At 67.2% G+C, this 24883-nt stretch carries 21 protein-coding genes and 1 tRNA gene; 13 read left to right on the top strand and 9 right to left on the bottom strand.

What is annotated here, in order from left to right; genetic code table 11:
• Positions 1 to 43 precede the first annotated feature (43 nt).
• The 3 genes from ACWESM_RS34800 to ACWESM_RS34790 all read right to left on the bottom strand — a co-directional run bounded on the left by ACWESM_RS34800 (position 44) and on the right by ACWESM_RS34790 (position 2199).
• The gene (locus tag ACWESM_RS34800; protein WP_397281878.1) at positions 44 to 646 is read right to left on the bottom strand and encodes a serine hydrolase domain-containing protein; all 603 of its coding nucleotides are present in this window, start codon (positions 644 to 646) and stop codon (positions 44 to 46) included.
• Positions 647 to 778: 132 nt separating this feature from the next.
• Complete coding sequence (locus tag ACWESM_RS34795; protein WP_397281880.1) at positions 779 to 1810, bottom strand: cation diffusion facilitator family transporter; 1032 nt, start codon at positions 1808 to 1810, stop codon at positions 779 to 781.
• Entirely contained in the window at positions 1807 to 2199 is a 393-nt protein-coding gene (locus tag ACWESM_RS34790; RefSeq protein ID WP_452495382.1) for an ArsR/SmtB family transcription factor, read from the bottom strand. The genes ACWESM_RS34795 and ACWESM_RS34790 overlap by 4 nt, the downstream gene beginning before the upstream one ends.
• Positions 2200 to 2724: 525 nt before the next feature.
• On the opposite strand from ACWESM_RS34790, the gene ACWESM_RS34785 reads away from it, so the two are divergent.
• The 4 genes from ACWESM_RS34785 to ACWESM_RS34770 all read left to right on the top strand — a co-directional run bounded on the left by ACWESM_RS34785 (position 2725) and on the right by ACWESM_RS34770 (position 6474).
• Positions 2725 to 3867 (top strand): acyl-CoA dehydrogenase family protein, encoded by a 1143-nt coding sequence (locus tag ACWESM_RS34785; protein ID WP_364439482.1) that lies wholly within the window; start codon positions 2725 to 2727, stop codon positions 3865 to 3867.
• An 80-nt stretch (positions 3868 to 3947) separates the two neighbouring features.
• Positions 3948 to 5420, top strand: a complete 1473-nt coding sequence (locus ACWESM_RS34780; protein ID WP_364439479.1) for a flavin-containing monooxygenase — start codon at positions 3948 to 3950, stop codon at positions 5418 to 5420.
• A gap of 74 nt (positions 5421 to 5494) precedes the next feature.
• Complete coding sequence (locus ACWESM_RS34775) at positions 5495 to 6307, top strand: DUF1542 domain-containing protein (protein WP_452495379.1); 813 nt, start codon at positions 5495 to 5497, stop codon at positions 6305 to 6307.
• Positions 6308 to 6401: 94 nt separating this feature from the next.
• Positions 6402 to 6474: transfer RNA gene (locus tag ACWESM_RS34770), tRNA-Arg, on the top strand.
• A 170-nt stretch (positions 6475 to 6644) separates the two neighbouring features.
• Here the strand turns inward: ACWESM_RS34770 and ACWESM_RS34765 are convergent.
• The gene (locus tag ACWESM_RS34765) at positions 6645 to 6863 is read right to left on the bottom strand and encodes a hypothetical protein (protein WP_355079985.1); all 219 of its coding nucleotides are present in this window, start codon (positions 6861 to 6863) and stop codon (positions 6645 to 6647) included.
• Between the two features lie 499 nt (positions 6864 to 7362).
• Here ACWESM_RS34765 and ACWESM_RS34760 point away from each other — a divergent pair, with 499 nt between their 5' ends.
• Both ACWESM_RS34760 and ACWESM_RS34755 read left to right on the top strand, forming a co-directional pair.
• On the top strand, positions 7363 to 8442 hold the full coding sequence (locus tag ACWESM_RS34760) for a zinc metalloprotease (protein ID WP_452495377.1): 1080 nt from the start codon (positions 7363 to 7365) through the stop codon (positions 8440 to 8442).
• 9 nt (positions 8443 to 8451) lie between these two features.
• Positions 8452 to 8766: a hypothetical protein gene (locus ACWESM_RS34755; RefSeq protein WP_355079989.1), complete on the top strand. Its 315-nt coding sequence runs from the start codon at positions 8452 to 8454 to the stop codon at positions 8764 to 8766.
• Positions 8767 to 9046: 280 nt separating this feature from the next.
• Here the strand turns inward: ACWESM_RS34755 and ACWESM_RS34750 are convergent, their stop codons facing one another.
• Positions 9047 to 9958, bottom strand: coding sequence for a hypothetical protein (locus ACWESM_RS34750; protein WP_355079991.1), 912 nt, complete (start codon positions 9956 to 9958; stop codon positions 9047 to 9049).
• Positions 9959 to 10838: 880 nt separating this feature from the next.
• On the opposite strand from ACWESM_RS34750, the gene ACWESM_RS34745 reads away from it, so the two are divergent.
• Positions 10839 to 11924: a fatty acid desaturase family protein gene (locus ACWESM_RS34745; protein ID WP_452495375.1), complete on the top strand. Its 1086-nt coding sequence runs from the start codon at positions 10839 to 10841 to the stop codon at positions 11922 to 11924.
• 189 nt (positions 11925 to 12113) lie between these two features.
• On the opposite strand, the gene ACWESM_RS34740 is transcribed toward ACWESM_RS34745, so the two are convergent.
• Both ACWESM_RS34740 and ACWESM_RS34735 read right to left on the bottom strand, forming a co-directional pair.
• The gene (locus ACWESM_RS34740; protein ID WP_364434794.1) at positions 12114 to 13337 is read right to left on the bottom strand and encodes an FAD-dependent monooxygenase; all 1224 of its coding nucleotides are present in this window, start codon (positions 13335 to 13337) and stop codon (positions 12114 to 12116) included.
• A 205-nt stretch (positions 13338 to 13542) separates the two neighbouring features.
• Complete coding sequence (locus ACWESM_RS34735; RefSeq protein WP_397281898.1) at positions 13543 to 15237, bottom strand: LCP family protein; 1695 nt, start codon at positions 15235 to 15237, stop codon at positions 13543 to 13545.
• Between the two features lie 317 nt (positions 15238 to 15554).
• Here ACWESM_RS34735 and ACWESM_RS34730 point away from each other — a divergent pair, with 317 nt between their 5' ends.
• From ACWESM_RS34730 to ACWESM_RS34710, 5 genes are all read left to right on the top strand, one after another.
• Positions 15555 to 18809, top strand: a complete 3255-nt coding sequence (locus ACWESM_RS34730) for an ATP-binding protein (RefSeq protein ID WP_452495373.1) — start codon at positions 15555 to 15557, stop codon at positions 18807 to 18809.
• A 73-nt stretch (positions 18810 to 18882) separates the two neighbouring features.
• Entirely contained in the window at positions 18883 to 19320 is a 438-nt protein-coding gene (locus tag ACWESM_RS34725; protein ID WP_355080001.1) for a DUF4267 domain-containing protein, read from the top strand.
• A 7-nt stretch (positions 19321 to 19327) separates the two neighbouring features.
• The gene (locus ACWESM_RS34720) at positions 19328 to 19780 is read left to right on the top strand and encodes a DUF2871 domain-containing protein (protein ID WP_364434784.1); all 453 of its coding nucleotides are present in this window, start codon (positions 19328 to 19330) and stop codon (positions 19778 to 19780) included.
• Positions 19777 to 21228, top strand: coding sequence for an amidase (locus ACWESM_RS34715; RefSeq protein WP_364434781.1), 1452 nt, complete (start codon positions 19777 to 19779; stop codon positions 21226 to 21228). The genes ACWESM_RS34720 and ACWESM_RS34715 overlap by 4 nt, the downstream gene beginning before the upstream one ends.
• Before the next feature lie 26 nt (positions 21229 to 21254).
• Positions 21255 to 22562, top strand: coding sequence for an FAD-binding oxidoreductase (locus tag ACWESM_RS34710; RefSeq protein ID WP_364434778.1), 1308 nt, complete (start codon positions 21255 to 21257; stop codon positions 22560 to 22562).
• A gap of 177 nt (positions 22563 to 22739) precedes the next feature.
• Here ACWESM_RS34710 and ACWESM_RS34705 read toward each other — a convergent pair whose 3' ends face one another.
• Positions 22740 to 23552, bottom strand: a complete 813-nt coding sequence (locus ACWESM_RS34705) for a helix-turn-helix domain-containing protein (protein WP_452495370.1) — start codon at positions 23550 to 23552, stop codon at positions 22740 to 22742.
• Positions 23553 to 23654: 102 nt separating this feature from the next.
• Between ACWESM_RS34705 and ACWESM_RS34700 the strand changes: the two genes are divergently transcribed.
• Complete coding sequence (locus tag ACWESM_RS34700) at positions 23655 to 24587, top strand: alpha/beta fold hydrolase (RefSeq protein ID WP_355080007.1); 933 nt, start codon at positions 23655 to 23657, stop codon at positions 24585 to 24587.
• 50 nt (positions 24588 to 24637) lie between these two features.
• On the opposite strand, the gene ACWESM_RS34695 is transcribed toward ACWESM_RS34700, so the two are convergent.
• Positions 24638 to 24880: a hypothetical protein gene (locus ACWESM_RS34695; RefSeq protein WP_355080008.1), complete on the bottom strand. Its 243-nt coding sequence runs from the start codon at positions 24878 to 24880 to the stop codon at positions 24638 to 24640.
• Positions 24881 to 24883: the final 3 nt, after the last annotated feature.

Genomic DNA, 24883 nt, shown 5'->3' with positions numbered 1-24883 from the left:
CGCAGCAACGTCGCCAACGACAACGGCTCGTCCTGCATAGTGCTCAACATCGGAACTCCTTCTTCCATCGATGACTTCCCCACAGAAAGCCACATCGGTCTCGGCCACCATCGGGTTCCGTACCAGCAGTTCCCGGGTCCGCGACGGTGAGCGTCTCCCCCGGCGGGTTCGCCACGCCGGACCGATGCGCGAGCACCTGCCCGATCGTGCTGGATTCCTTGCCGTGGCGGACGTATTCGGGAATGCGGCGGCCGATCGGCGCGTGCGGTTCCAGCAGTTCGCGCTCGGTGCGCAGGCGCTCGGCGAATGCCGTGACGCAGTCGGACGCGGAGTAGGTGACGAACGGCGTGGTCATGTCGACCGGCACATTCGGCGCGTCGGTGCCGTCGCCGTCCGCGTGGCCCAGCGCCCGGTCGACAACGACTTGCTCGGACCGTCGCACGCACAACTGGATGGCCGGGTGCGCACCGCTGCGATAAACCGGTCGCACGCGCTGCCATAGATACTCCGCATAGTCGCGGGCAAGAGCGGCTTCGGGCGGATCCACTTCCGCGCCAATCGACGCGACGATGTCGAAATATTCCGGCTTGCGACTGCGTAGACCCAGGTCGGGCAGTTCAGGGAGAGTCGGTACACGCGGCGTCATGGTTCAGCACGCATCGACCATGAGCCACATCACACCGGGGATGCTACCCAACGGTAGGCCGCTGTGGGCAGGGGCCGCGGAGCAAGAACCGCGACCACCCATCCGACGGCATACGCCATCAGTTTGCGCTGGTCAGCTCGGCGCGCGACCCGGTCCGGAGACCGCGACTTCGGTATGCGCCGGATAGGCATGCACCACAGCGGTGTCCAGCTTGGGCACCACATGGGTCAGGGCGTGCTGAGCCTCGTGCGCGACGCGGTGCGCGTCCGCGAGCGTGATCGTCGGGGCGACGTCCAACTCGACGTCGGCGTGCAGCCGGTGACCGATCCACCGCATTCGCAGGCTGCGCACGCCCTGCACGCCGGGCTCGGCGGCCAGCGCCCGCTCGGCCGCGGTGACCATCCCGGGCTCGACGGCGTCCATCAAGCGGCGCAACACGTCGCGTGCCGCGGTTCGCAGCACCGCGAGGATCGCCGCGGCGATGAGCAACCCGACGATCGGATCCGCGAGGGGGAAGCCGAGTGCCACTCCGCCCGCGCCGAGCAGCACGGCCAGCGAGGTGAAACCGTCGGTGCGCGCGTGCAAGCCATCGGCGACCAATGCCGCCGAACCGATCCGCCGGCCGACGCGGATCCGGTACAGCGCGACAGTCTCGTTGCCGAGGAACCCGACCAACCCGGCCGCGGCGACCCAGCCCAGATGCTCGATCGGCACCGGATGGAGCAACCTGCGCACCGCCTCATATCCGGCGATCAGCGCCGACAAGGCGATCATCGCGACGACGAACAGCCCGGCCAGATCCTCCGCCCGGCCGAAGCCATAGGTGTAGCGCCGGGTCGCGGCCTTGCGGCCGAGGGCGAACGCGATCCACAGCGGAACCGCGGTCAGCGCGTCGGAGAAGTTGTGCACGGTATCCGCGGCCAGCGCCACCGAGCCGGACACAGCGACGATGCCCAGTTGCAGCACCGCGGTGCATCCGAGCACGACCAGGCTGATCTTGACCGCCCGGATGCCGATCGCGCTGGCCTCCAGCGCGTCATCCATGCTGTCGGCGGCGTCGTGGCTGTGCGGGACGAAGATCTCCCGCAGCACCGCGAACGGTCCCGAAGGATGCCGGTGATGATGATGTCCGTCATCGTGGTGGTGATGGTGCCGATGGGTCATGCGCTCGCCTCGTCTCGGCCGGGGAGTTCACGCAGCGCGCTCGCGCCACGATGATGCGCGGGAACGCCTGGGCCCGCGTGCTCGGCGTTGTACACCGCGTCCGCCACCAGTTGCCGGACGTGCTCGTTCTCCAGGCGATAGAAGATCGTCGTCCCCGATCGGCGGGTGTTCACCAACCGCGCCATGCGCAATTTGGCCAGATGCTGGGACACCGAAGGCGCCGGCTTGCCGACCTGTCCGGCCAGGTCGTTCACCGACAGTTCGCGGTCGACCAGCGCCCAGAGCACTTGCACGCGGGTGGGGTCGGCGAGCATGCGGAACACCTCGACAACCAGTCCGACCTGATCCTCCGCGAGACGCGGCCGCCATTCCTGGTTATCTGCATTCATACGCAGATATTAGAACAGACGAAGCCGCCACACCAGCGCTCCGGGCCGGTGTGGCGGCGGCACCCCCTGCGTTGCCGCCGACACACCGGTCGACCCCGGATCCCGACAGTCTTCTGTCTTAGTCGAGTGTGGCGTCAGTGCGCCAGGCGAGCGAAGCGATATCACCCGACTGAGACAAACCGATCGGCACGCCCTTCCCGCGATGTGGACATACCTCGCGCGCAACGACGGTTACCAGCACGAATACCCCTGCGTCGCAGCGACGTTCACGCGCACCTGTACACACAACTGCACGTGCAGAAGGAGCGTCCTGCAACAGTTCGCACTCGGCCACCAGGTGCCGCTCCGGTCGGAATATTCTGCACCGAACTCGTCGTATCCGCCGCAATCGTGTCCGGACCGGAATGTCCCGCCGTGCCGCACCCTGGATTCGCCGCGACCGCCTTCCGACGTGAAGGAGCCGCCGGACACGCCCGGTTACTGTGAATCACGAGAGACGCACCGAGCGACCGTGGAGTAGACGACATGCCAGTGGACCGAATGCTGCCCACCTCCGAGGCCAGGGACCTGCTGGAGCTGACCCGCGACATCGCCGACAAGGTGCTCGAACCGCGCGTGGCCGAGTGCGAGAAGACCGGGATCTTCCCCGATGGCGTCTTCCCCGCGCTGGGCGCCGCAGGGCTGCTCAGCCTGCCGTATCCGGAGGAATACGGCGGCGGCGCGCAGCCCTACGAGGTGTACCTCCAGGTGCTCGAGGAACTCGCCGCCCGGTGGGCCGCCGTCGCCGTGGCCGTCAGCGTGCACAGCCTGTCCTGCCATCCGTTGTTCGCCTTCGGCACCGAGGAACAGAAGGAACGCTGGCTGGCCGACATGCTCTCCGGCGAGACCATCGGCGCCTACAGCCTGTCCGAACCGCACGCCGGTTCCGACGCGGCCGCGCTGCGCTGCCGCGCCACCCCCGTGGCGGGCGGCTACCGGATCACCGGCGCCAAAGCCTGGATCACCAACGGTGGACGCGCCGACTTCTACACCCTGTTCGCCCGCACCGGCGAAGGTTCCCGCGGCATCTCCTGCTTCCTGGTCCCCGGTGATACCGAGGGGCTCAACTTCGGCAAGCCCGAGGAGAAGATGGGCTTGCGCGCCGTGCCGACCACCACCGCCGCCTATGACGACGCGTTCCTGCCCGCCGAACGTCGCGTCGGCGCCGAGGGACAGGGACTCTCGATCGCCTTCAGCGCCTTGGATTCCGGCCGTCTCGGCATCGCCGCGGTCGCCACCGGCCTGGCGCAGCGCGCCCTCGACGAGGCCGTCGCGTACGCCAAGGAACGCGAGGCGTTCGGCCGCCACATCATCGACCACCAGGGGCTCGGCTTCGTGCTCGCCGACATGGCCGCCGCCGTGGACTCCGCCCGCGCCACCTACCTCGACGCCGCCCGCCGCCGCGACGCGGGCCTGCCGTACTCGCGCCAGGCCAGCGTGGCCAAGCTCGTCGCCACCGACGCCGCCATGAAGGTCACCACCGACGCGGTCCAGGTGTTCGGCGGCTACGGCTACACCCAGGATTTCCCGGTCGAGCGCTACATGCGCGAGGCCAAGGTGATGCAGATCTTCGAGGGCACCAACCAGATTCAGCGCCTGGTCATCGCACGCCAACTCGCCGGGAACTGACGCCCTCGCTGGCCGGAAATGCCGATTCAATGACCGCGGATGTCTTCGGACCTGCGGATACCGGCTCGTACTCTGTATGGATGACGACGCCGTCCATCATCATCATCGGCGCCGGATTCGGTGGGCTCGGCATCGCGCTGGAGCTGCGGCGGGCCGGGCTGGACACCTTCACGATTCTGGAGCGCGCCACCGATCTCGGCGGCGTCTGGCGGGAGAACACCTATCCCGGCGCGGCCTGCGACGTGCCTTCCCCGCTGTACTCGTGGTCCTACGAGCCGAAGTCCGACTGGCCACGGCGTTTCTCCGAACAACGCGACATCCACGAGTACATGCAGGGCGTCGCCGACCGGCACGGCCTGCGACGCTTCATCCGTTTCGGCACCGAGGTCACCGACGCGGAGTTCGACGAGCGCACCGGCCAGTGGACCGTCCGCACGGCCGACGGAGCGCAACTGACCGCCGACATCCTCGTCCCGGCGGTCGGCCAGCTTTCGCGCCCGGCCCTGCCGAACATCCCTGGCATCGAAACCTTCACCGGTCCGGCGTTCCACTCCGCCGAGTGGGATCACGACGTCGACCTGACCGGCAAGCGCATCGCCTGCATCGGCACCGGGGCCAGCGCGATCCAATACATCCCGCGCATTCAGCCGACCGCGGGTCACCTCACGCTGTTCCAGCGCTCCGCCGCCTGGGTGCTGCCGAAGGCCGACGTCGAGTACAGCGCTCTGCATCACGCACTGTTCAAATACTTTCCGCCCAGCCGCCTCGCCGAGCGCTTCGCCATCTGGTCCTTCTTCGAGGCGCTCGCCCTCGGCCTGACCGACATCCCGGCGATCAAGACCCCCGTGATCGCATTGGCCGACCGGCACCGGGAAAAGCAGGTGCCCGACGCCGAACTGCGCGCGAAACTGACTCCCGATTACGCGGCGGGGTGCAAGCGCGGACTGTTTTCCAACGAGTACTTCCCCGCGCTGGCGCAGCCGAACGTCACCGTGGAGACCACTGCCATCGAGTCGATCACGCCGACCGGAATCCGCACCGCCGACGGCGTCGAGCACGACGTGGACGTCATCATCTTCGGTACCGGCTTCAAGGGCACCGAGTTCCTTGCCCCGATGAACATCTACGGCCTCGGCGGACGCAAACTGGCCGACGTCTGGGGCGACGAAGGCGCCCGCGCCTACCTCGGACTCTCGGTGCCCCAGTTCCCCAACCTGTTCATGATGTACGGCCCGAACACCAACGTCGGCTCCGGCTCCATCATCTACATGCTCGAATCCCAGGCCCGCTACATCCGCCAGGTCGTGCAGTACCTGACCGATCGTCCCGGCCGCTACCTCGCCGCCCGCCCCGCCGCCGAGCAGCGCTGGGACGACTGGTTGCAGAAGCGCTTGAAAGACACTCCCTGGAACTTCTGCTCCAGCTGGTACCGCAACGCCTCCGGCCGGATCACCAACAACTGGCCCGGCGCGACCCTGCTGTACCGCTGGAAGACCAAGACTTTCGACCCCGCCGACTACGACGAGGCGCAAGCACCCGCCGCGACGCCGTGACCCGCACACTCAGTGAGACCTCAGCAAGCCGACAGTAAACTGGCCTTGTCCGAGATCCCGCGGAAGAGGTGCCCATGTTTTGGCTGCTTATCGCCTTGATACTCGGCGCGCTGATCGTCTTGCTGATATGGCAGTCACAACAGAGCGAACAGCGTAAAGCTACCGAGTTGGCCGACGCTCTCGCCGACGCCAGGCAAGTGAACGAACGGCTCGGCGGCCAGGTCTACAGCCTCTCCGGCAGCAACGACGCGGCAGTCCAGGCACTCGCCGACGCCTCCGAGCGGCATCTCGCGGCCGGCGCGCAACTCGACCAGGCGCGCACGCCCACGCAGGCACGGCTGGCGAAGCAGACCGCGCTGGAAGGGCTCTACTACATCAGGGCCGCACGGACCGCGATGAACATGGACCCGGGCCCCGCGATCCCCGGACTCGACGGCCAGGACGCCGCGGGGCAGGTGACCGAGAAGCGCGTCGTCGAGTACGAGGGCAGGCAGATCAAGGCCGCCCCCGAACCCTCGTCATCGACACCGAATTACTACCCCGGCGGCCGAGTGGCCGGACGACCGGTACCCGCTGGGTGGTACTCCGAACCCTGGTGGAAACCCGCCATGGTCGCAGGCGCCTGGGGCCTCGGCTCGGCCCTGCTGTTCACCTCCCTGTTCTCCGGGATGTCCGGAGTGGGCTACGACGCGCACGGCTTCGAGAGCGGCTACGGCGAAGGGTTCCAAGACGGACTGGCCGCGGATGGCGGCCAGGGCGGGAACTACGACCAAGGCGGCGACTACCCCGGCGGCTACGACCAGGGCGGGGACTACTCCGGCGGCTACGACAACGGCGGGTTCGACGGCGGAGGCTTCGACGGCGGAGGCTTCGACGGGGGCTTCTGATCCCGTCCACCAACGCCCATACGACAGCGATGCGGCCTCCGAGCCCGTTACCCGGTAGACTGCGAACGTCCCGGGCGGGCCTCGAGCCCACCCAGCCTTCGTAGCTCAGGGGATAGAGCACCGCTCTCCTAAAGCGGGTGTCGCAGGTTCGAATCCTGCCGAGGGCACTATCATTTTTCCGCACCGCGCCATGGCTATTTCGGGATCATCATCACCACCGACGACGACCCCGCCGACGATTCCGACGCCACTTGGCATACCAAGCCGGGCGACTCATGCCAGTCACACGACAGCCCGCAAGTGTGGAACCGGATCCACGATTCACCGGTGACGCGAGTCAGTGCAGGTCGTACGTCCACACCTGGCCGTTGTCCCGGATATTGAAGACGATGGTGCCCGCCTGCGAGAGCGGCGGCGAGTTCGCGTAGCTGATGGCCGCGGGGACGTCGGCCCACAAATGCGCTACCCACGAAGTCTGATCGAGCAGATCCTGTTTCTTGATATCGGCTGCCTCGTTCGCCGTGTGAACAACTGCCGAATCCATGCCTGCGGTCATGATTTCCTCCATTTCGCGTAAACGTTCTTTGCCTGCGAAATCGCCCCGCAACGGACGATCCGATTCCCCGAGTCTTCGCCTCGGATGTCGTCGTCTCACGAGTAGTCGACTACGGGTTCCTACCCGGCGATACTCATCGGGACGCGGGGCGGGGTGATCGCTGGATCCGTTCGCGAACCTCGTCATGTGCGGTCCGGTGCCGACCGGCGCGAGCTGTTACTCCACCGCTGTGCGGCGGGGTCGTCGCCGATCTTCCACATATTTCAAAGTTGTACGGATTTTAGCCGCGCGAGGTCGGATGCAGGTAGTCGCTACTCGTGTCACGGCCGCAGAATCGGCGAAGCATCCTTACCGGGCGATTTCATCCGACTGATTCGCGAAAGGATATGTGATGGCCGATCTTCCTACACCTGGTGCACGAAGCCGCGAATTGTGCGGCACCATGGCAGTTCACCATAAACTGCTCCAACAGAGCGAAAGCTACCGACAGCGTTCGGCGATGTTCGAGAACCGCGCGCTCGCCTACGAAGGCCGTATGCGCGCACCGATGCGCACCGGTCCGATCACGATCCCCGTGGTCGTCCACGTCGTCCACAATCCCGCGTTCCCGGCCGAGAACATCAGCGCGGCCCAGGTCGAGAGCCAGATCACGGTGCTCAACCAGGACTTCCGGGCGACCAATCTCGACCGCGTCGGCGTGCCGACCGTCTGGACCGATCGTATCGCCGACTGTCGAATTCAATTCGCCTTGGCGACAACCGATCCTGATGGCAATGCGACCGACGGCATCACCCGGACCGCCACCGCGAAGACATTCTTCAGCGCCGAAGCCGACGATGTGAAAGCCACCGCGACCGGCGGCGCCGATCCCTGGCCGAGCGACGAATACCTCAACCTCTGGGTATGCGCCGATCCGCAGACCGCGCCCGGAAACTCGATTCTCGGTTACGCGCAATTCCCTGGCGGTCCCGTCGACACCGATGGCGTCGTCATCGCGACAACCTGCTTCGGCACAATCGGAACCGCCACCGCGCCGTTCCACCTGGGGCGCACCACGACGCACGAAGTCGGGCACTGGCTGAGTCTGCGCCATATCTGGGGCGATGACGGAAGCGGCTGCTCCGGTGGCGATCTGGTCGACGACACGCCCAACCAGGCCACCCAGAACTTCGGCAAACCCCAGTTCCCGCACATTTCCTGCAACAACGGCCCCAATGGCGACATGTTCATGAACTACATGGACTACACCGACGACGCGGCGATGTTCATGTTCACCACCGGCCAATCCTTGCGGATGAACGCGTGCCTGGATGGGCCGAGGGCCTCGTTCCTGGTCGCCGCTCGCGCTCCGGCCGGGGATCTGCGACCGGCGGTGTCCTCCATGGTCGCGGAGGCGACGCCCGGACGCGGCGAGGCGGCCGCACCCCGTTCCGTGCCATCGACGAATTCGAGTTCCTCCGGCGGCGCGGGTGCGGTCGCCGACCTCGAGGGCGAGGTAGCGTTGTTGCGTTCATTACTCGACGAGATCAACGGCGTCCTCGCCCGAGCGCCACACTGGTCGGCGCCGGGGACCCGGTGAGGATTGCCGGTGACCGGACCGATCCCCATCCTCGGAATATGGGTGCACTCCCACGAGGAGGACACCGACACGGTGTCCATTTATCGGCCACGTGACTTCCCGTTTCCCCGGTCACGTGGCCGGTCCGGCCTCGAGTTCGGAGAAGACGGCACCGTCGTCGAATACCGTCCCGGCGCCGATGACCGGGCCCGGGCGACGACCGGCTCCTGGCGTGACCTCGGGGACGGCCGTTACTCGATGTCTTTTCCCGCCGAAGGCGCAGCGGAGCCCACTACACGTACGCTGCAATGCGTCGGGGACGCCCTTCTGGTGGACACCGGGTAATCAGCTTCGATCACCAATCCCCCACCTGAAACCCTTGTGGGTCTCGCTGACCTTCGATGTGGCGGCGTCTGGATCGGGATGAGCACCGTGACAGCGGTTCGGAACGAAACCCCGAAGCTATCGGCCGCCTTCGCGCCAACGGATATCTCCTGGTCGTCGGCGACTGACGGGTAGGTAGGACCGGTCAGATATCGGGCGAGCATGCAGCGTGGGCGACGGATCGAGAGTGTGCCTGCATCAGGGGACTAGTGTGCTGTGCCCGAATCGTGGAGGGCCTTTGTTATGGGTGGGGTGCGAGGTCGATGCGGACGTTGTCGTTGTTGCTGATGACGAATACTCGGTCGTGGTTGGCCTTCGTCCACTGGTGCGGGATCAGGAAGAAGCGGTCAGGAGTGCGCGCCAGTAGTAGGAGCCCGCTGTAGGCGTAGCGGTATTTCTCCCCGGGTGTGGTGATCGGGAGAACTTGGGAGCCGCCGCCTTCGATCGCGAGCCGATCGACGCTGAGCAGCAGGACGACCGGACGTGCGCCGAAGCCGGTCTCGACGGTGAGGCGGGCGTCGCGAATGGCGCGCTGATGGGCGTAGGAGCCCACCGCCCACGAGAAGCCGAGGAAACCTAAGCCCAGCAAGGCCAGGATCGGTAGCCATGGGGTGGATTGTGTGCGTCTGCGACCGGCGCCGGGGCGGCTGAAAATGCGGGGATGGGTTTCCCGCAGCGCGATGGCGTACCCGAGGAGTGAGACCGCCGCGATGAGCATGATCGGCATGTATGAACCGAGCCACGGCGGTAGCCAGTCGCGGACGATGACCAGAAGCGCGAAGACTGTGGCCAGGATGGCGCCGCTGATCAAGATGGCCATCGTCCAGCGCCGGAGCGTGGCGACGGGTCGTCGGCTGCGTACGGCAACGGCAAGCGGAACCGACCGAAGTGCGTAGCAGGCGAGCACGACCAGCAAGACGATGGTCACGGGCCAGTAGCTACTGGTGAGGCTGCCGATGACGTAGTCGGGGGTGGACAAACCGAGCATCCCGACATCCACGCCGAAATAGCCGTACCAGGCGCGGGTGTACACCATGCCGAAGTAGTAGAGCACTGCGGCGATAACCGCGCCCTGCGAGGCGATGGCTCCCGCAGCGGTCAGAGCTCGACGAAGACTGTGCCGGCCAGTCGAATCGGCGTCGTCCCCACTCATCGAGGGGGCTCACTGGTCGTCGCTGGGTGAGGCGCAACAGTCGTCGTGATATCGACTCCAGTGCCCGGCCTGCCCGGAAGAATCGGAACCGTCGGTGGCACGTTTGTGGGCGGTGTTGTCGGGATGATGACTCCGGTCGTGCTACTCGCCACGGAGACTGACACGGTTGAGGGGATCACCCGCCCGGTCTCGGGGGATACGGACGGAGTAACTGAAAGGACCGAGCTGGCAGTCGCCGAGTCGGGAGAGGTGGTCACTGCGCTGGACGTATCAGCTTTCGGGGCGGTTGTGGTCGGAGAAACCGTGGTCGGTGCATCGGGCGACCCGCACGCGGCCAGCCCACCGATCAACAAGCAGGAACAGACCGCAAAAAGCTGCGATACCGATCGCATCAAGCCCTCCTCGGACAGTGGAGAACAGCACGAGTATTTCACAGAACCATTGCGTCAGTGCAGGTTTGAATTCGAATCGGATCCTCGGCAAAGAAGCGCCTCCGGCCACATCACAGCGAGTGACGGCACCTCCCAGGAACCCTACTGCAACATATTTGCCGGCGACGGAGGGCGCCGGTCGCTTTGCCCGGTGCAAGCGCCACAGATTCGACGAAACGGTTCTGTCCACATCGCTCGATCAGCGGCATGAGGGGAGTCCGGTCCGGCGACCCGGATGTGTCGGCCGACAACGGGCCAGCCGCCTCTGCAGCTGTGGACATCGAATATCACACCGCAGTCCGATTCCCTCTCATACCAGAGGGTTACGAGTAACGAGAATCCGGCCGATAGCTTCGGGGTATCGAAATCCGCGCCCCGCTCCGACATCGACCGGCCGACATCGTCGACGGATGGGGGTGGCGTCTCCGGCTCAGCTCTCAGGAAGATCTATGACGACACCTGCCTTGGTCCCCGAGTCATCTCCACGGTCACCGCGGCGCGGCGCCGACGGTGACTACGCCCGTCTGTTGCGCCGGATCTCCGACGCGGGGCTGATGAACCGGCGTCCCGTCTACTACGCCGTCCGGCTAAGCCTCGTCGGGGTCGCGTTCGCAGCCTGCTGGGCAGCGTTCGTCCTCATCGGCGATTCGTGGTGGACGCTGCTGGTCGCGGGGTTCATGGCCGTGACGTTCGCTCAGATCGCGCTGGTCATGCACGATGTCGCACATCGCCAGGTTTTCCGGCTACGGCAGCCGACGGAGCTCGTGGGAAGAGTTGTCGGCAACGCCGGCATCGGTCTGGGCTACGGCTGGTGGCAGGACAAGCACACTCGGCATCACGCCAATCCGAACCACGAGGAACTCGACCCCGATGTCGCGCCCGACATTCTGGTCTGGTCACAGCAGCAAGCACGGTCCAGCCGCGGTCTGCCTCGTCTCATCGGGAGGGCGCAGGCGTTCCTGTTCTTCCCCCTACTGATGCTGGAGGGCCTGAACCTCCATGTGGCGGGCGTTCGGGCGCTGAGAAATCGATCGGTCAAACACCGCGGGTTGGAGGGCGCGCTGCTGTTCGTCCACTTCGCCACCTACCTGGCCGCACTGTTCGCGGTTCTGCCCGCCGACAAAGTATTCGCGTTCCTCGCTGTCCACCAGGGCCTCTTCGGCCTGTACATGGGCTGCATATTCGCCCCGAACCACAAGGGCATGCCGACCTCGACCGGCGACGACCGCCTCGACTACCTGCGTCGACAGGTGCTGACCTCCCGCAACGTACGAGGTGGCGCGTTGACCGACCTCGCCCTCGGCGGGCTCAACTATCAGATCGAGCATCATTTGTTCCCGAGCATGCCGACGCCGAATCTGCGTCATGCCCAGGTGATCGTCCGCGACTACTGCGCCGAAATCGGCGTGCCCTACCACGAAACCGGGTTGATCTCCTCTTACCGCGAGGCGCTGAGACACTTGCACTATGTCGGCGCTCCTCTACGCACCCCCGATCGACACCCGGGTACCGAAGTGTCACAACGGGATCGTTGAACACAAGCTGGGCGTCACCCCCGCCCCGGAAGCACCCGGCAGATGCTTTACACCGCCATCCGGCGAAAGTCCCAACGCCCGTTGTCTTCCGATGGCTACGCTGACCAGTGCAGATCCGCGCGGTATGCGCGGACGTAGTCCGGCGGTGGCCTACCCAAGCGTCGTCCCTCTCGACACGTTATGTGACACCTACGGCTTGGCCGACAAAGTGATCGGCGGCCCGGCCGTGGCCCTGGAGTCCGGCACCCCGGTGTAGTCGGGCAGCTCGACGCCGTTGATCGCGCGCTCGACCAACTCGGCGAACCACTCCCCGGTGAAATCGGGGCTCGGCTCGGCGTCCGGCCCGGGGACGTCGCGGCTGCGGGCGTTCAACTGGGCGATCTCCTGGTTGGCCTCGACGAACGAGCGCATCCGCGCCTCATAGCCGGCGAACCCGGCCTCCGGGTCCCACCCAGCGGCGGCCAGCTCTCCCGCCAGCAGGTAGGCGCCTACCAGGGCCAGCCCGGTGCCCTGCCCGGACATCGGCGACGAGCTGAACGCCGCGTCCCCGAGGAGCACCACCCGTCCGCTCGACCAGCGGTCCATCACCACCTGGGCGACCTGGTCGAGGTAGAAGTCCGGAGTGTCGTCCAGGTGCGCGAGGATGCGCGGGGTCAACCAGCCCATGCCGGCCATCCGCTCGCGCAGCAGGCGCTTCTGGGCCGCGACGTCGCGATAGTCGACATCGAAGTCCCCCGAGGGGAAGGAAAACATGGCCATCGCCCGGGTGGCGTCCTGGATGGGCCGCAGCCCGGCGGAGCGCCCGGACTCTTGGTAGTCGATCAGCCAGCGGTCCAGCCCGAACTCGTTGGGAACGCTGTAGAAAGCCAGCACGTGCCCGAGGTGGCGGACGAACCGCTCGCGCGGCCCGAAGACCATCGCTCGCAGCGCCGAGTGCAGCCCGTCCGCGCCGACCACCAGCTCGAAGCGCCGCCGGTCGCCGCCCGCGAAGGCCACGTCGACCCCGTCCGCGTCCTGGGTGAGCTCGGCGATCCGATCACCGAAGACGTACTCGACACCGTCACGGGTGTCGTCGTAGAGCACCTGGGACAGGTCCCCGCGCAGGATCTCGATCTCCGAGATGTACCCGTCGCCGCCATCGTCGTCCGCGCGATAGGTCTCCAGCACGTTCCCGTTCCCGTCCACGGTGTACGCGCCGGCCGTCTCAGTGCGGGCCGCGCGCACCGCCGCGTCCAGCCCCATCCGCCGGATGACCTCCTTGGTCACCCCACGCGCGTCCACCGCCTGCCCACCGGGACGCAGTTCGGGGGCCCGCTCCACCACGGTTACCTCGGCCCCTCGCCGGCGCAGCCAGTGGGCCAGCGCCGGCCCCGCGATACTCGCCCCCGCCACCAATACCCTGGTACCGCTCACTGCGCCTCCCGCTCACCCGGCCGGATCACTGTCCGGATCGATTGCTCTGACCCACCGCTGTCGGTGTATCCACAGGTATCGACGACGGATCCACAAGAAATTCATCGGTGCAGCCGAGATCGTGTCCGCGCTCCTGCGAACACCACACTCGTCTGCCCGATGCCGCACCGACCAGGCCGGGCCGGAGGCGTCCACGGCGGCAACCTCAGTCGACGCAGGGGATGTTGGATCCGATGCTGGTGGTGACGGGTTTACCGGAGTCGGGCGGCGCGTCGGCGGGTTTGGAGGTGGGGGCCCCGGTGGGCGAGGCTGTGCCGGTCGGTGTGGTGGAGCTCGTCGATGTGCCCGCACTCAATTCGTCGGGCATGGTGAAGTCGCTGCCGATCACGATCTCGATGTGGCCGGGGTCGATATTCTTGGACGCGGCTGTCGGTAGCCCGCCGAGCAAGTTCGCGGCCTGGGTGGCGTCGGTGTCGGCGCCTGTGCCGTAATAGACGACCGAGCCGGAACCATCGGTGGAGGCGGCGTTGCCGATGTTTCCTTTGCCGAATCCCTTGTCGGCCAACACTGTCGACACTTTGGCGGCCATACCTGCCGGTCCGCCCGCGTTGACGACGTCGACGGTACTGGTGGGTGTGGTCGTGAGTGCGGTGGGCGTGGCTGCCTGCACGCCGAACGCCGTGCGCACCGTCTTTTTGATGGCGGCCGGATCGATGACGTTGACGTCTTGGCCGTCGATGGTCCGGTAGCCCTGCACCGGCAAGGTCTGGAATTCGATCGGAATCGAACCCGCCTTTCCCATGGTCTGCGCGAAGTCGAGCACGTTCCAGCCTTGGGAGAGCACCACATCGTTCTGTGCGGCGTTGATCAATTGCTGCAGTTTGCCGATGTTGGTGAGTGTGCCGGACTCCGCGAGTTGTTTGGCGACCGAGGTGAGGAACGCCTGCTGGCGGTGGGTCCTGTCGAGGTCGCCGTTGTCGAGTTCGTGACGTTGCCGGACGAACGACAGCGCGTTGGCGGCATCGAGGTGCTGAGGTCCGGCCGGGAACACCGCGCCGGAGTAGTACTCGTCGTCGACGGCGTGATTGAGACAGACATCGACGCCGCCGAGAATGGCGGCCAGGTCGTAGAAGCCGACGAGGGAGACCTCGGCGAACCGGTTGATCGGTACTCCCGTCAGTGCCTTCACGGTCTGCACGATGGATTCGCGGCCGGCCTCGCGGCCCTGGCGTTCCAGTTCGACCTTGTCTTTGACGCCCTGGTTGGCGAGCTTCTGCTCGACCGCCACCTTCTTCAGCCCGTAGGCTTCCTTGATCTTGGCGTGGTCGTAGCCGGGGATCCCGGTGACCGCGACGTAGTCGTCGCGCGGGATGGAGAAGGCGGTGATCTTCTTCAGATCCTTCGGAATATGTACCAGGATAAGGGAATTGGCGTTGTAGCCGCCCTCGCTGCCGTCGCCGGCGTGCAACCGGTCCATGATTTCTTTGGGTAGGTCGTTGCCGTTGCGGTCTTTGCGGGTGTCCAGTCCGATGAGCAGGAGGTTCATGTCGCCGTCGAGCGCGGCGGCGTCCTCGGAACTGATAGCCCCGGACCGGGCGAACCCGTCATCGACGGCGCGCTCGGTGTAGTAGGCGAATCCGGTGCCCGATACAACGACCACCGAGGTAGCGGCAACGACCAGGCGAAGGGCGGTCCGTGCGACCCTGGCCTGCCACGACGACTGCGCGGTCCGATCGCGGCGGGTGGGCCGCACCGGCACATACCGGTCGGTGGGGCCCTCGGCAGGGTCGGTCGCCTCCGCGGACACCTCGCGAACCCCTTCGACAGGCGTTTCCGGCCGAGCATGACGACCACCGGACCGGGGAACCACGACCGGAATCGGTTCCGTTTCGTCACTCATTCGCCGTCAAGCCTCACGTCACAGTGCCGCGCGGAAACCACCGATAGCACTTCACCAGGTTAGAAATATCCTGCCCGATGTCTGTGCCGAATACACGCCGAGCAAGCACCCGATCGGGTACGCGGTAGCGAAATCCGTGGGCGCGGCATCACGTCACGCGCGCCGATCTCGGTGATGATCGACGACAGGCCGCGCCGGTCGGCATGCGCCGACAGTTCGAGGCGGTTCGATAGCCGCAATGCGGCGAGGTCCCAGGTTCGCCCGGGTTGACGAGAGGTCGGGGCGCCACGCAGGATCGATCGCGAGATGGACGATTCATGCTGGTAGAGCTATTGGGTCCGGTGCGGGTGGTGGCCGCGGACGGGAGGAAGGCGTCGGTCGGGGGGCCGCGGGTGCGGGCATTGCTGGGGTTGCTGGCGCTCGAAGCCGGGCGAGTGGTGCCGGCGGCGCGGCTGGTGGACGGGGTGTGGGGGGAGAACCCGCCGGCGGGGGCGGGGAATGCGTTGCAGACTCTGGCGAGTCGGTTGCGAGCGGCGGCACCGGGCACGGTGCGGAATGACGGGGGCGGGTATGTGCTCGAGCTCACGCCCGAGGACGTCGATGTGCATCGGTTCGGGCGTGAGGTCGAGGCAGGGCGAGCGTTGCTGGCGGCCGGTGAGCCCGAACGAGCCATCGCGTGCTTCGATGCCGCGCTCGCCTTGTGGCGCGGGGAGCCGCTGATCGATGCGGGAGAATCGGAGGCATTGCGGGTCGCTGCGCTGCATTTGACCGAACAGCGGCTCGAGGCGGTCGAACTGCGAGCGGACGCCTTTCGAGCCTTGGGCCGAGGCGGCGAGGTATTGGGTGAGCTCCGCACGGAGGTAGCCGCACATCCGTTCCGGGAGACGCTGGCCGCACGACTGGTGCGGGCGCTCGCGGCAGCGGGACGAACCTCGGAGGCGATACAACAGTTTCAGCGAACCGAGACCCTGTTACTGGACGAACTCGGCACGACACCCGCCGAGGTCCTGCGCTCGGCCCTGGCCGAAATTCATACGAACGCACCCCGTAATCCCACAGTCGACAAACCTGCGATCGAGACGGCGTCCGGATCGGGTCCGACGGGAGTTACGGAAGCATCGCGAACCAGCGGCGCATCCGCACCGCTGCTGCCCAGGCGGTTCACCAGCTTCGTCGGACGCGGACGCGACGTGGAAGGAGTGCGACGGGCGCTGCGCGAGGCCCGACTGGTGACACTGTCGGGTACCGGGGGCGTGGGGAAGACTCGGCTGGCCGCCGAGACGGTCGGGGCGCACGCCGAGGACTGGGCGGACGGTTTCGCTTTCGTCGAACTCGCCGCACTCGAGCGGGAGCGGCCCGACCGGCCGGCCATGAACGCGGTCGGAGTGGCGATAGCGAACGCGCTCGCTCAGTTCGAGCGACCCGATGAACTGTCCACGGAATGGGCCGATGTACTGGAGCGGACGCTGTCCGGCCGCCGAATGCTGTTGGTACTGGACAACTGCGAGCATGTCGTGGAGGCGACCGCGCGCCTTATTCACGATCTGTTGCAGCGGCTGCCGCTGCTGCGGGTGCTCACCACGAGCCGGGAGCCGATCGGCGTGGACGGCGAGCGACTGTATCCGGTCCGGACCTTGGACCTGCCCGAAGCCGACTCGGATATCGCGGCGGTCACCGCATCGCCCGCGGTCCGGCTGTTCATCGACCGCGCCACCGCGGCACTCCCGGATTTCGCACTGTCCGAGCTCAATTCCGCGGATATCCGCGCCATCGTACGCAGCCTGGACGGCATGCCGCTGGCTATCGAACTCGCCGCCGCTCGCCTGCGCAGCCTGCCGCTACCGGACCTCAGCGCCCGGCTCACCGATCGCTTCCGGCTGCTCACCAACAGCACTCGCCACGCGGTCCCGCGCCATCGAACCTTGCACGCGGCCGTCGCCTGGAGCTGGGGACTGCTCACCGATGCGGAAGCCACTGCAGCCCGGCGTTTTTCGATCTTCGCCGGCGGCGCGACCTTGGACGCCGTTACTTCGGTGTGTGGTCCGGACGCCATCGACACGGTCACCTCACTGGTGACGAAGTCGTTGGTCGACTTCGATGGACAGCGCTATCGAATGGCAGAGACCATCCGCGTCTATGCGACAGCGGAATTGACCGCCGCAGGCGATGCGGACGAAGTCGCCCGCATCCATGCCGACTGCTTCTCGGAATTCGCTGACGCCGCCGCCCACGGATTGCGCACTACCGCACAACCCGATTGGCTCGCGCGGCTGATCGCCGAACACGGCAATTGCGAGACCGCACTGCGGTGGGCGTTGGACGTCGGCGACGGCGAGCGCGCGGTTCGCCTGTACTCGAATCTCGTCTGGTATTGGCTGCTGCGCGGGTTGCACGGCGACATCTCCGAACGCCGCCGCGAGGTCCTCGCCCTGATCGACGACACACCGCCGCCGGGGTGCACCGGGGCCTATCTGGCCTGCCGGTACGCCGAGGAGCTGCCGGCGTACTTCACCAACATCTGGTGGGGCCAGATCCGAGATGACACGGGACAATTCGAGCGGCTGACCCGCGCGGCCCTCACCGAGGATCGACCTCCGCACCCGATGTTCGTGCTCATACTGGCGCTGCGTGACCTACTCGGCGACGACGACAGCCTGTTGACCGCGTGCACCACCTCCGATGATCCATGGCTACGCGGTAATGCGCTGATAGCAAAAGGTTTCGATGAACTGGGCGGCGACCACCCGGCCCGCGCCCTGCCCACTCTGGAGGCGGCGCTGACCTGCCTGAGCGCGCACGGCGACGCCCGGTCACACAGCCGCGCCCTGATCTCCCTGGCCAGCTACCGGACCCGGATGCTCGGCCTGGACAGCGCCCGCCCGCTGATCGCGAGCGCGCTGGAACTGCTCAGCGCCGACCTGGGCGCCGGTGAGCGCATGGGCGTGCTGCTCTTCGCGGCGGATATGTACCTGGTCGGCGGCGATACGGAGGTCGCGGCAACCTATATCGACCAGGCCGAGGCCCTGATCACCCCGCACATCATCCCCGCGCCTGGGCGCTTCTTGGCGGCGACGCAGGCGCACCTGGCCCACCTGCGCGGCGACAACGACCGCGCGATGGAACTGTACCGGCGGATGTCCGAGCATCCGCTCCCCGACGGCCCGCCACCAGCAGGACGCCACGATACCGTCCGCTTCGTGAACCTGGCCTTCGTGAGCACCGCGCACGCGGCGGCCCTGGTCGCGGCGGGCCGGCCGGACGACGCGCTGCGAGAGCTGGCCATGCCCCGCGATCTGGCCGCCCAGACCTCGGCGGCGCTGCTGGCCGAGGTCGGTATCGGTTACGCCCTCGTTGCTCTGGCGAAGGACGCCCCGGACCAGGCGGCCCGCATTCTCGGCGCAACCGACCGGATCAACCGGAGGGCCGGGGTGATCCGCATCGGCCCGTTCCGGCGGCGGGCGCTCGACCAAGCGGAAGAGGCGCTCGGGCCCGTTCGCCTGGGCGCGGAATTCCTCGCGGGCGCCCGGCTTTCCGACGAGGCGGTGCTCGAACTGCTGCGTACCGTTCGCTGACAGCGGCTGTCAGCGAACGGTACGGGCGGCACTGGATGCTCGGGACACGTATCCCACCGATCCAGGAGTGCTCATGTCAGTTCCTTCGAATACGGAAACAGTTGTTTCCGTGCGTGGTTCCCGCCGACTCGGCGAACGTCTCGGTAGGGCCGGCGCCGTACTGGGAGCCGGGTTCATCATCTCCGTCGGCGGCGGTTATCTGCTCGCCCCGCAGCGAATGGCCCCGGGGTTCGGCTTCACCGACTGGCCGCGCGGCGAGGCCAACGGCTTTCTGAACGTCAAAGGCGTCCGCGATGTGGTCATCGGTCTGATCATGCTGGTCCTGCTCGCGGCCGGGCAGCGCCGCACCCTCGGCGCGACCCTGCTCACCATCGCCCTCATCCCGACCGGCGATATGCTCACCATCCTGGTGCGCCGCGGCTCCACCGCGACCGCCCTGAGCGTGCACGGTCTCACCGCGGGCCTGGTGGCCGCCGCCGGCGCGCTGCTGCTGCGCCGGGAAAATCGCTGAGCGCCCGATGAAGACACTGCTCAATACCGCGCACATCTACATGATCATCGGCCTGATCTCCGGGTTCTACTACCGCGAGATCACCAAGGTCGAACATTTCACCGGGCAGTCGCAGCTCGGTGTCGTGCACACCCACGTGCTGGCGCTGGGCATGCTGTTCTTCCTCATCGTGCTGGCCTTGGAGAAACAGTTCACGCTCAGCGCCCGGGGAAGCCTGTACGGCTGGTTCTTCTGGCTGTACAACATCGGCCTGGCCATCACCGTCGCGTCCATGACGCTGCACGGCACCCTCACCGTGCTGGGCAAGAGCAGTGGTGAGGCGATCGCGCTCGGCGCGGGCGTGGGCCACATCCTGCTGGCCGTCGGGCTGATCCTCTTCTTCATCACCGTCGGCAAATCCATCGACGACAGTCGAACACCGCACAGCGCAGCGGTATTCGCCGAACAGGAGGCATTGTGAACACCGGCCAGGACGGCGCACTGTGGACGCGGGACGCGGTCTCGCTCGCGACGCTGATCGCCGAGGGTGCGGTCACCGCGACCCAGGTCGTCGAGTCGCATCTCGAGCGTATCGAGCAGGCCGACTCCGAGATCGGCGCACTCACCACGGTATTCAGCGAATCCGCGCGCGCCGAGGCGGCCGCGGCCGACCGCAGGGCGCCGACGGGGCCGCTGCACGGGGTCCCGGTCACCATCAAGAACAACCTCGATGTCGCGGGCAGCCCGACCACCTGGGGCGTGGCGGCCTTCGGGCAGGCCGTCGCGACAGCGGACGCACCCGCGGTGTCCGCACTGCGGCGAGCCGGGGCGATCGTCATCGGGCGAACGAACATGCCGGACTTCGCCACTCGCTGGCACACCGACAACGACGAGGCGGGCCCGACGGTGAATCCGTGGAACCCGACTCGCAGCCCGGGCGGTTCCAGCGGCGGTGACGCCGCAGCGGTAGCCACGGGCATGACCCCCCTGGGCCTGGGCACCGACTTCGGCGGTTCACTGCGCGTACCCGCCGCGTTCTGCGGAGTCGCCTCCCTGCGCACCACACCCGGCCGGGTGGCGGTGGCCTCGAGCCTGTCCGGGGCCGCACCCGCGCCGACGAATCAATTGTTCGCGGCGCCAGGGCCATTGGCGCGCACCGTGCGCGATCTGACGACTGCTTTCGAGGTACTCAGCGACAGCGCTGACCTGCGCGATCCCGGATGGATTCCAGTGCGTGACGCGACCGATACCGCCCTGCCCGCGGTCGCCGTCACGCTCGGTGACGATATCGATCCGCAGGTGCGGGCAGCGCTGCTCGGCTGCGCCGACGCCCTCGAACGCGCGGGGTATCCGGTAGCCGAACTGGATCCGCCGCAATTGGGCGAAGTGGCGGCGGACTACGGCCGATTGGTTTCCACCGAGGTGGTGGTCCAGCGCCGCGAAGCCATGCGGCGAGTCGGCAGCGCCGGACTGAACACCTTCGTGGACGCGGCGATCGACCTGTTCCCGCCGCTGGATCTGGCGGGCTACATGACCGCGCTGGGTGAGCGCCTCACCCGCCGCGCGGCCTGGTCCCGCTTCCTCGCGGAGCATCCGATCGTGCTCGGTCCGGTCTCGGACGAACTGCCCTGGCCGGTCGGCTACGACCTCGGCGGCACCGCACAAGTCGCGACCATGTATGCGGCGCATCGCCTCACCATCGCCGCCAACTACCTGGCCCTGCCCGCGGTCACGGTCCCAGCGGGCGTATCGGCCGAGGGTCTTCCCATCGGTGTCCAGTTGATCACCGCCCCATTCGCCGAGCGCCGCGCGCTGACGGCCGCCGCCCATATCGAAGCGGCCTTTCCGATGCCCACACCCATCTCCCCCGCAACCGACCCGGCCACCCGGAACCAGGCTCGGTCCATCGGCTCGGGCACGACGCGGTGAACATTTCTGTAGCGAAGGGAATCTACATGTCACACAACACATTGCGATCCGCCGTGCGCGGACGGGTACTGCTGCCGGGCGACGAAGCGTTCGATACGGCACGGACCCCGTGGAACCTCAATATCGACCAGCCGGTAGCGGCCGTCGTGCACGTCGAAGACGCGGAGGATATGGCCGCCGTGGTCGGCTACGCGCGCGACGCGGGCCTGTCGGTGACCGCGCAGCCCAACGGCCACGGCGCTTCCGGTGATACCGCCGGCGCCATCCTGATGCGCACGCGCCGACTCGATCGGATCGAGGTGGATCCGGCCCGGCGACGTGCCCGCGTCGGTGCGGGGACCAATTGGGGGCACGTCCAGGCGGCGGCCGCCCGGCACGGCTTGACCGGGCTGGCCGGAAGCTCCCCGGTGGTCAGCGTTGTCGGCTATACCCTCGGTGGCGGATTATCGTGGTTCGGCCGTAAATACGGTTGGGCGGCCGATAGCGTCCGGGCCTTCGACATCGTCGATGCCGACGGTCGTCAGGCCAGGGTCACCGCGGAATCCGACCCGGAGCTGTTCTGGGCACTGTGCGGCGGCGGCGGGGATTTCGCACTGGTGACGGCTGTGGAGTTCGATCTGTTCGCGGCTCCGGCCTTGTTCGGTGGCCTGATCGCCTGGCCGGCCGCGCAGACCGAGGCGGTCCGTGCGGCCTTCCAGGACATCACCGATCACGCACCGGCCGAACTCACGGTCTGGCTCAATCGGCTGGAACTGCCGCAGGCTCCGCCGGTGATCGCGATCGCCGCCGCCTACCTGGGCGAACCGGCGCGCGGACGGGACCTGCTGCGACGGCTGGACACGATCGACGGCATCCTCGCGGACACGCGCCGGGAATTGTCCCCGGCCGAGTTGGGCGCCATCGTCAACGAGCCCACCGCCCCAGGCCCCGGACTGCTGCGAACCGAACTGCTGACCGCACTGGACGAGACCGCCGCCGACATCCTGCTGCACGCACCGATCGATCCGCTGATGGGCATCCAGCTCCGGCAGTTGGGAGGTGCGCTCGCCGAGCCCACCCGAGGCGCGGCTCCGCCGTTCGCGGAGCCCTACGCACTGTCTCTGCAGGCCACCGGCTCGGATCCCGACACCGTTGCCGCGGTACTCGCCACGCAGAAGCGCATCATCGCCGATCTGGGCGCGCGAGTCAGCGGCCGCAAACCGTACACCGTCCTGTCCGCCGGCGACAGTGTCGCGGAGGTTTTCGACACCGGCACCTTGGACCGATTGCGAAAGCTCAAGCAGGCCCGCGACCCACACGGTGTATTCCGCGCCAACTTCCCGATTCTCCACTGAACCTCCGGTTTCGAGACCGAGGTCAGGCACCGCCACACAGCGCTGCCCCGCCAACGTGATCGGCGCGGCAGCGCTGTGCCCGCGACCAGCTATGTCGGTATCGGCCGCGAGGGCGATTCCCTTCGCCGCCCATCCGTTTTCGCGGGGCCAGGAGTATCCGAGCGGTATCGTGCCGAATTACGTCGCGATCGTCGACGGCCAGGCTCGGTCGTCGATTGTGAGCCAGGGTTCGGTGGCTGCGGCGGTGGGGGATACGCCGGTGAATTCGCGGATGTCGCGGTGGAGGTGGGATTGGTCGGCGTAGCCGGTGTCGGCTGCTACTCGGGAGGGGGAATGTCCTTGCACGAGGCGGTGGACGGCGTGGTCGAAGCGGACAAGTTTGGCGGCGCGTTTGGGGGTCAGGCCGATTTGCGTGCCGAAGCGTGACCACAGTCGTTGACGGCTCCAGCCCAGCTCGGCGGCGAGGTGCTCGACGCGGAAACGGCCGCGGCTGAGTTTGATCTGCCGCCATGCCCAGGCGACCTCAGGGTCGACGCGCTGGTCGTGCCGGGACCGCGCGGACAGCGCGGTGTCGACCAGGGCGAACCGGTCGGGCCAGCTCGGCGTCTCGTGCAGGCGCTCGCGCAGCCACCCCGCCTCACGACCCCAGATGTCGTCCAGGCCGATGATGCTTCCGCCCAGCTCGGTGGGAGGAAGGCCGAGAATCGCTTGGGCGACAACCGGTTCCAGGCGAATCTGGACGCATTCGACGGCGTCGACACGGACCGGAAGCGCGGTGCCGGCGAGGCCGAGTGTCAGACTGCCCGAATGGCTACGGCCCGTCGAGTCGCGGACCTCGAAGCCGCACTCGCCGAACTCGACGATCACCGTGACCGCCGGATGTGGAATGACACGCACCTGCTCGGGGCCGTCCCCGTGCACATGGAATCCGGCCATGTCGACGCCGCGCAGGGCGGGTGGCCGCGCCGGTCGCGCGATGTCCCAAGGCACACGTCGATTGTATGAGCAGCCGCGCACGCTGACATTTCTTCAATACGCGGCCCGCTGTCGTGCCAGAACGTGGTGGTGTCCCAACCAATCGAAGGAGCAACCGTGGACGAAACCACTACCGCCGCGAGACCGAATCGGTGGCGCAATATCGGGCTGCTGATCGCCACCGTCCTGGTCGCCGTGGCCACCGGCTATACGACCGGCGCGGCGAACGCCGAGACCGACGATTCGCACGAGCACATGGTTCATCTTCCGGGCGGAGACATCCACGTCGTCGCCGACGGAACGCCGGGCGCTCGCGCGGTGGTGCTGCTGCACGGACTGGGCGCCTCGACCGCCTATTGGGATCCGGTGCTGCCCGCCTTGCGGGACCGGTACGTCGTGCGTATCGACCTGCTCGGCCACGGCAAGTCCGATAAACCCGACAGCGGCTACAGCACGTCCGAACAGGCGAGCCGAGTGGGGGCCGTGCTCGACCAGCTGGGCGTACGACAGGCGATCGTCGTCGGGCATTCTTCCGGCGGCTACGTGGCCACCTCGCTGGCCGAACAGCGCCACGACCTGGTGTCGGCGATCATGCTGATCGACTCCGGTCCCCGCCTGGACGCCGTCACCGGCAGCGGTCCGGTCGGCAACCTACTGTTCGTTCCTGCGATCGGACAGCCGCTGTGGCCGCTGCTCCCGGATGTCGTGCTCCGGCAAGCCATGAGTTCCGCGTTCACCCGGGACGTGCGGATCCCCGACCAGTTCGTCGCCGACCTGCGCGGCATGACCTACCGCAGTCTCACCGCGACCTCCACCGCGTCGGACGACTACCTGCGGGAACGGTCCGAACCGGACCGGCTCACCGACCTCGGCGTTCCGGCCATGGTGCTCTACGGCTCTCAGGACAAGCGATGGCAGCCGGACTCTTACGAGGACTACCGCCGCGTCCCTGGCATCCGGATCGAGAGCCTCGACTGTGGCCACACACCCATGGTCGAAGAGCCCGACGGCACCGGCGCCCTCATCCGTGACTTCGTCGGCCGGCACTGACCGTAGTCGTCGGCCACCTCTGGGTGGTTCCTGCGGGGCCGCAGCTCCCGCTAGTCGTCTTCGCCGGTCGGTCCGTCCAAACCCGCCTCACGGAGGATGCGGGTCAAGGTATCGGTATCGACCGGCCGCTGCGGCTCTTCCTTCTCCGCGACCGGGTTCTCCCGAGCGACAGGCAGCATTTCTTCGTAGCCCGGGTCGCCGGGGTGGAACTCCTCGAAGCCGCTGTAGAAGACGCCGTCCTCGGTCTGGCCACGCAGCGGCAGCAGGATGGTCACGCCGTCTTCTGCCAGCATGGG

It is taken from the genome of Nocardia sp. NPDC003999 (genome assembly GCF_053604885.1).
The sequence above is the reverse complement of the archived record's forward strand: the minus strand, read 5'-3'. Positions and strand labels throughout refer to the sequence as shown.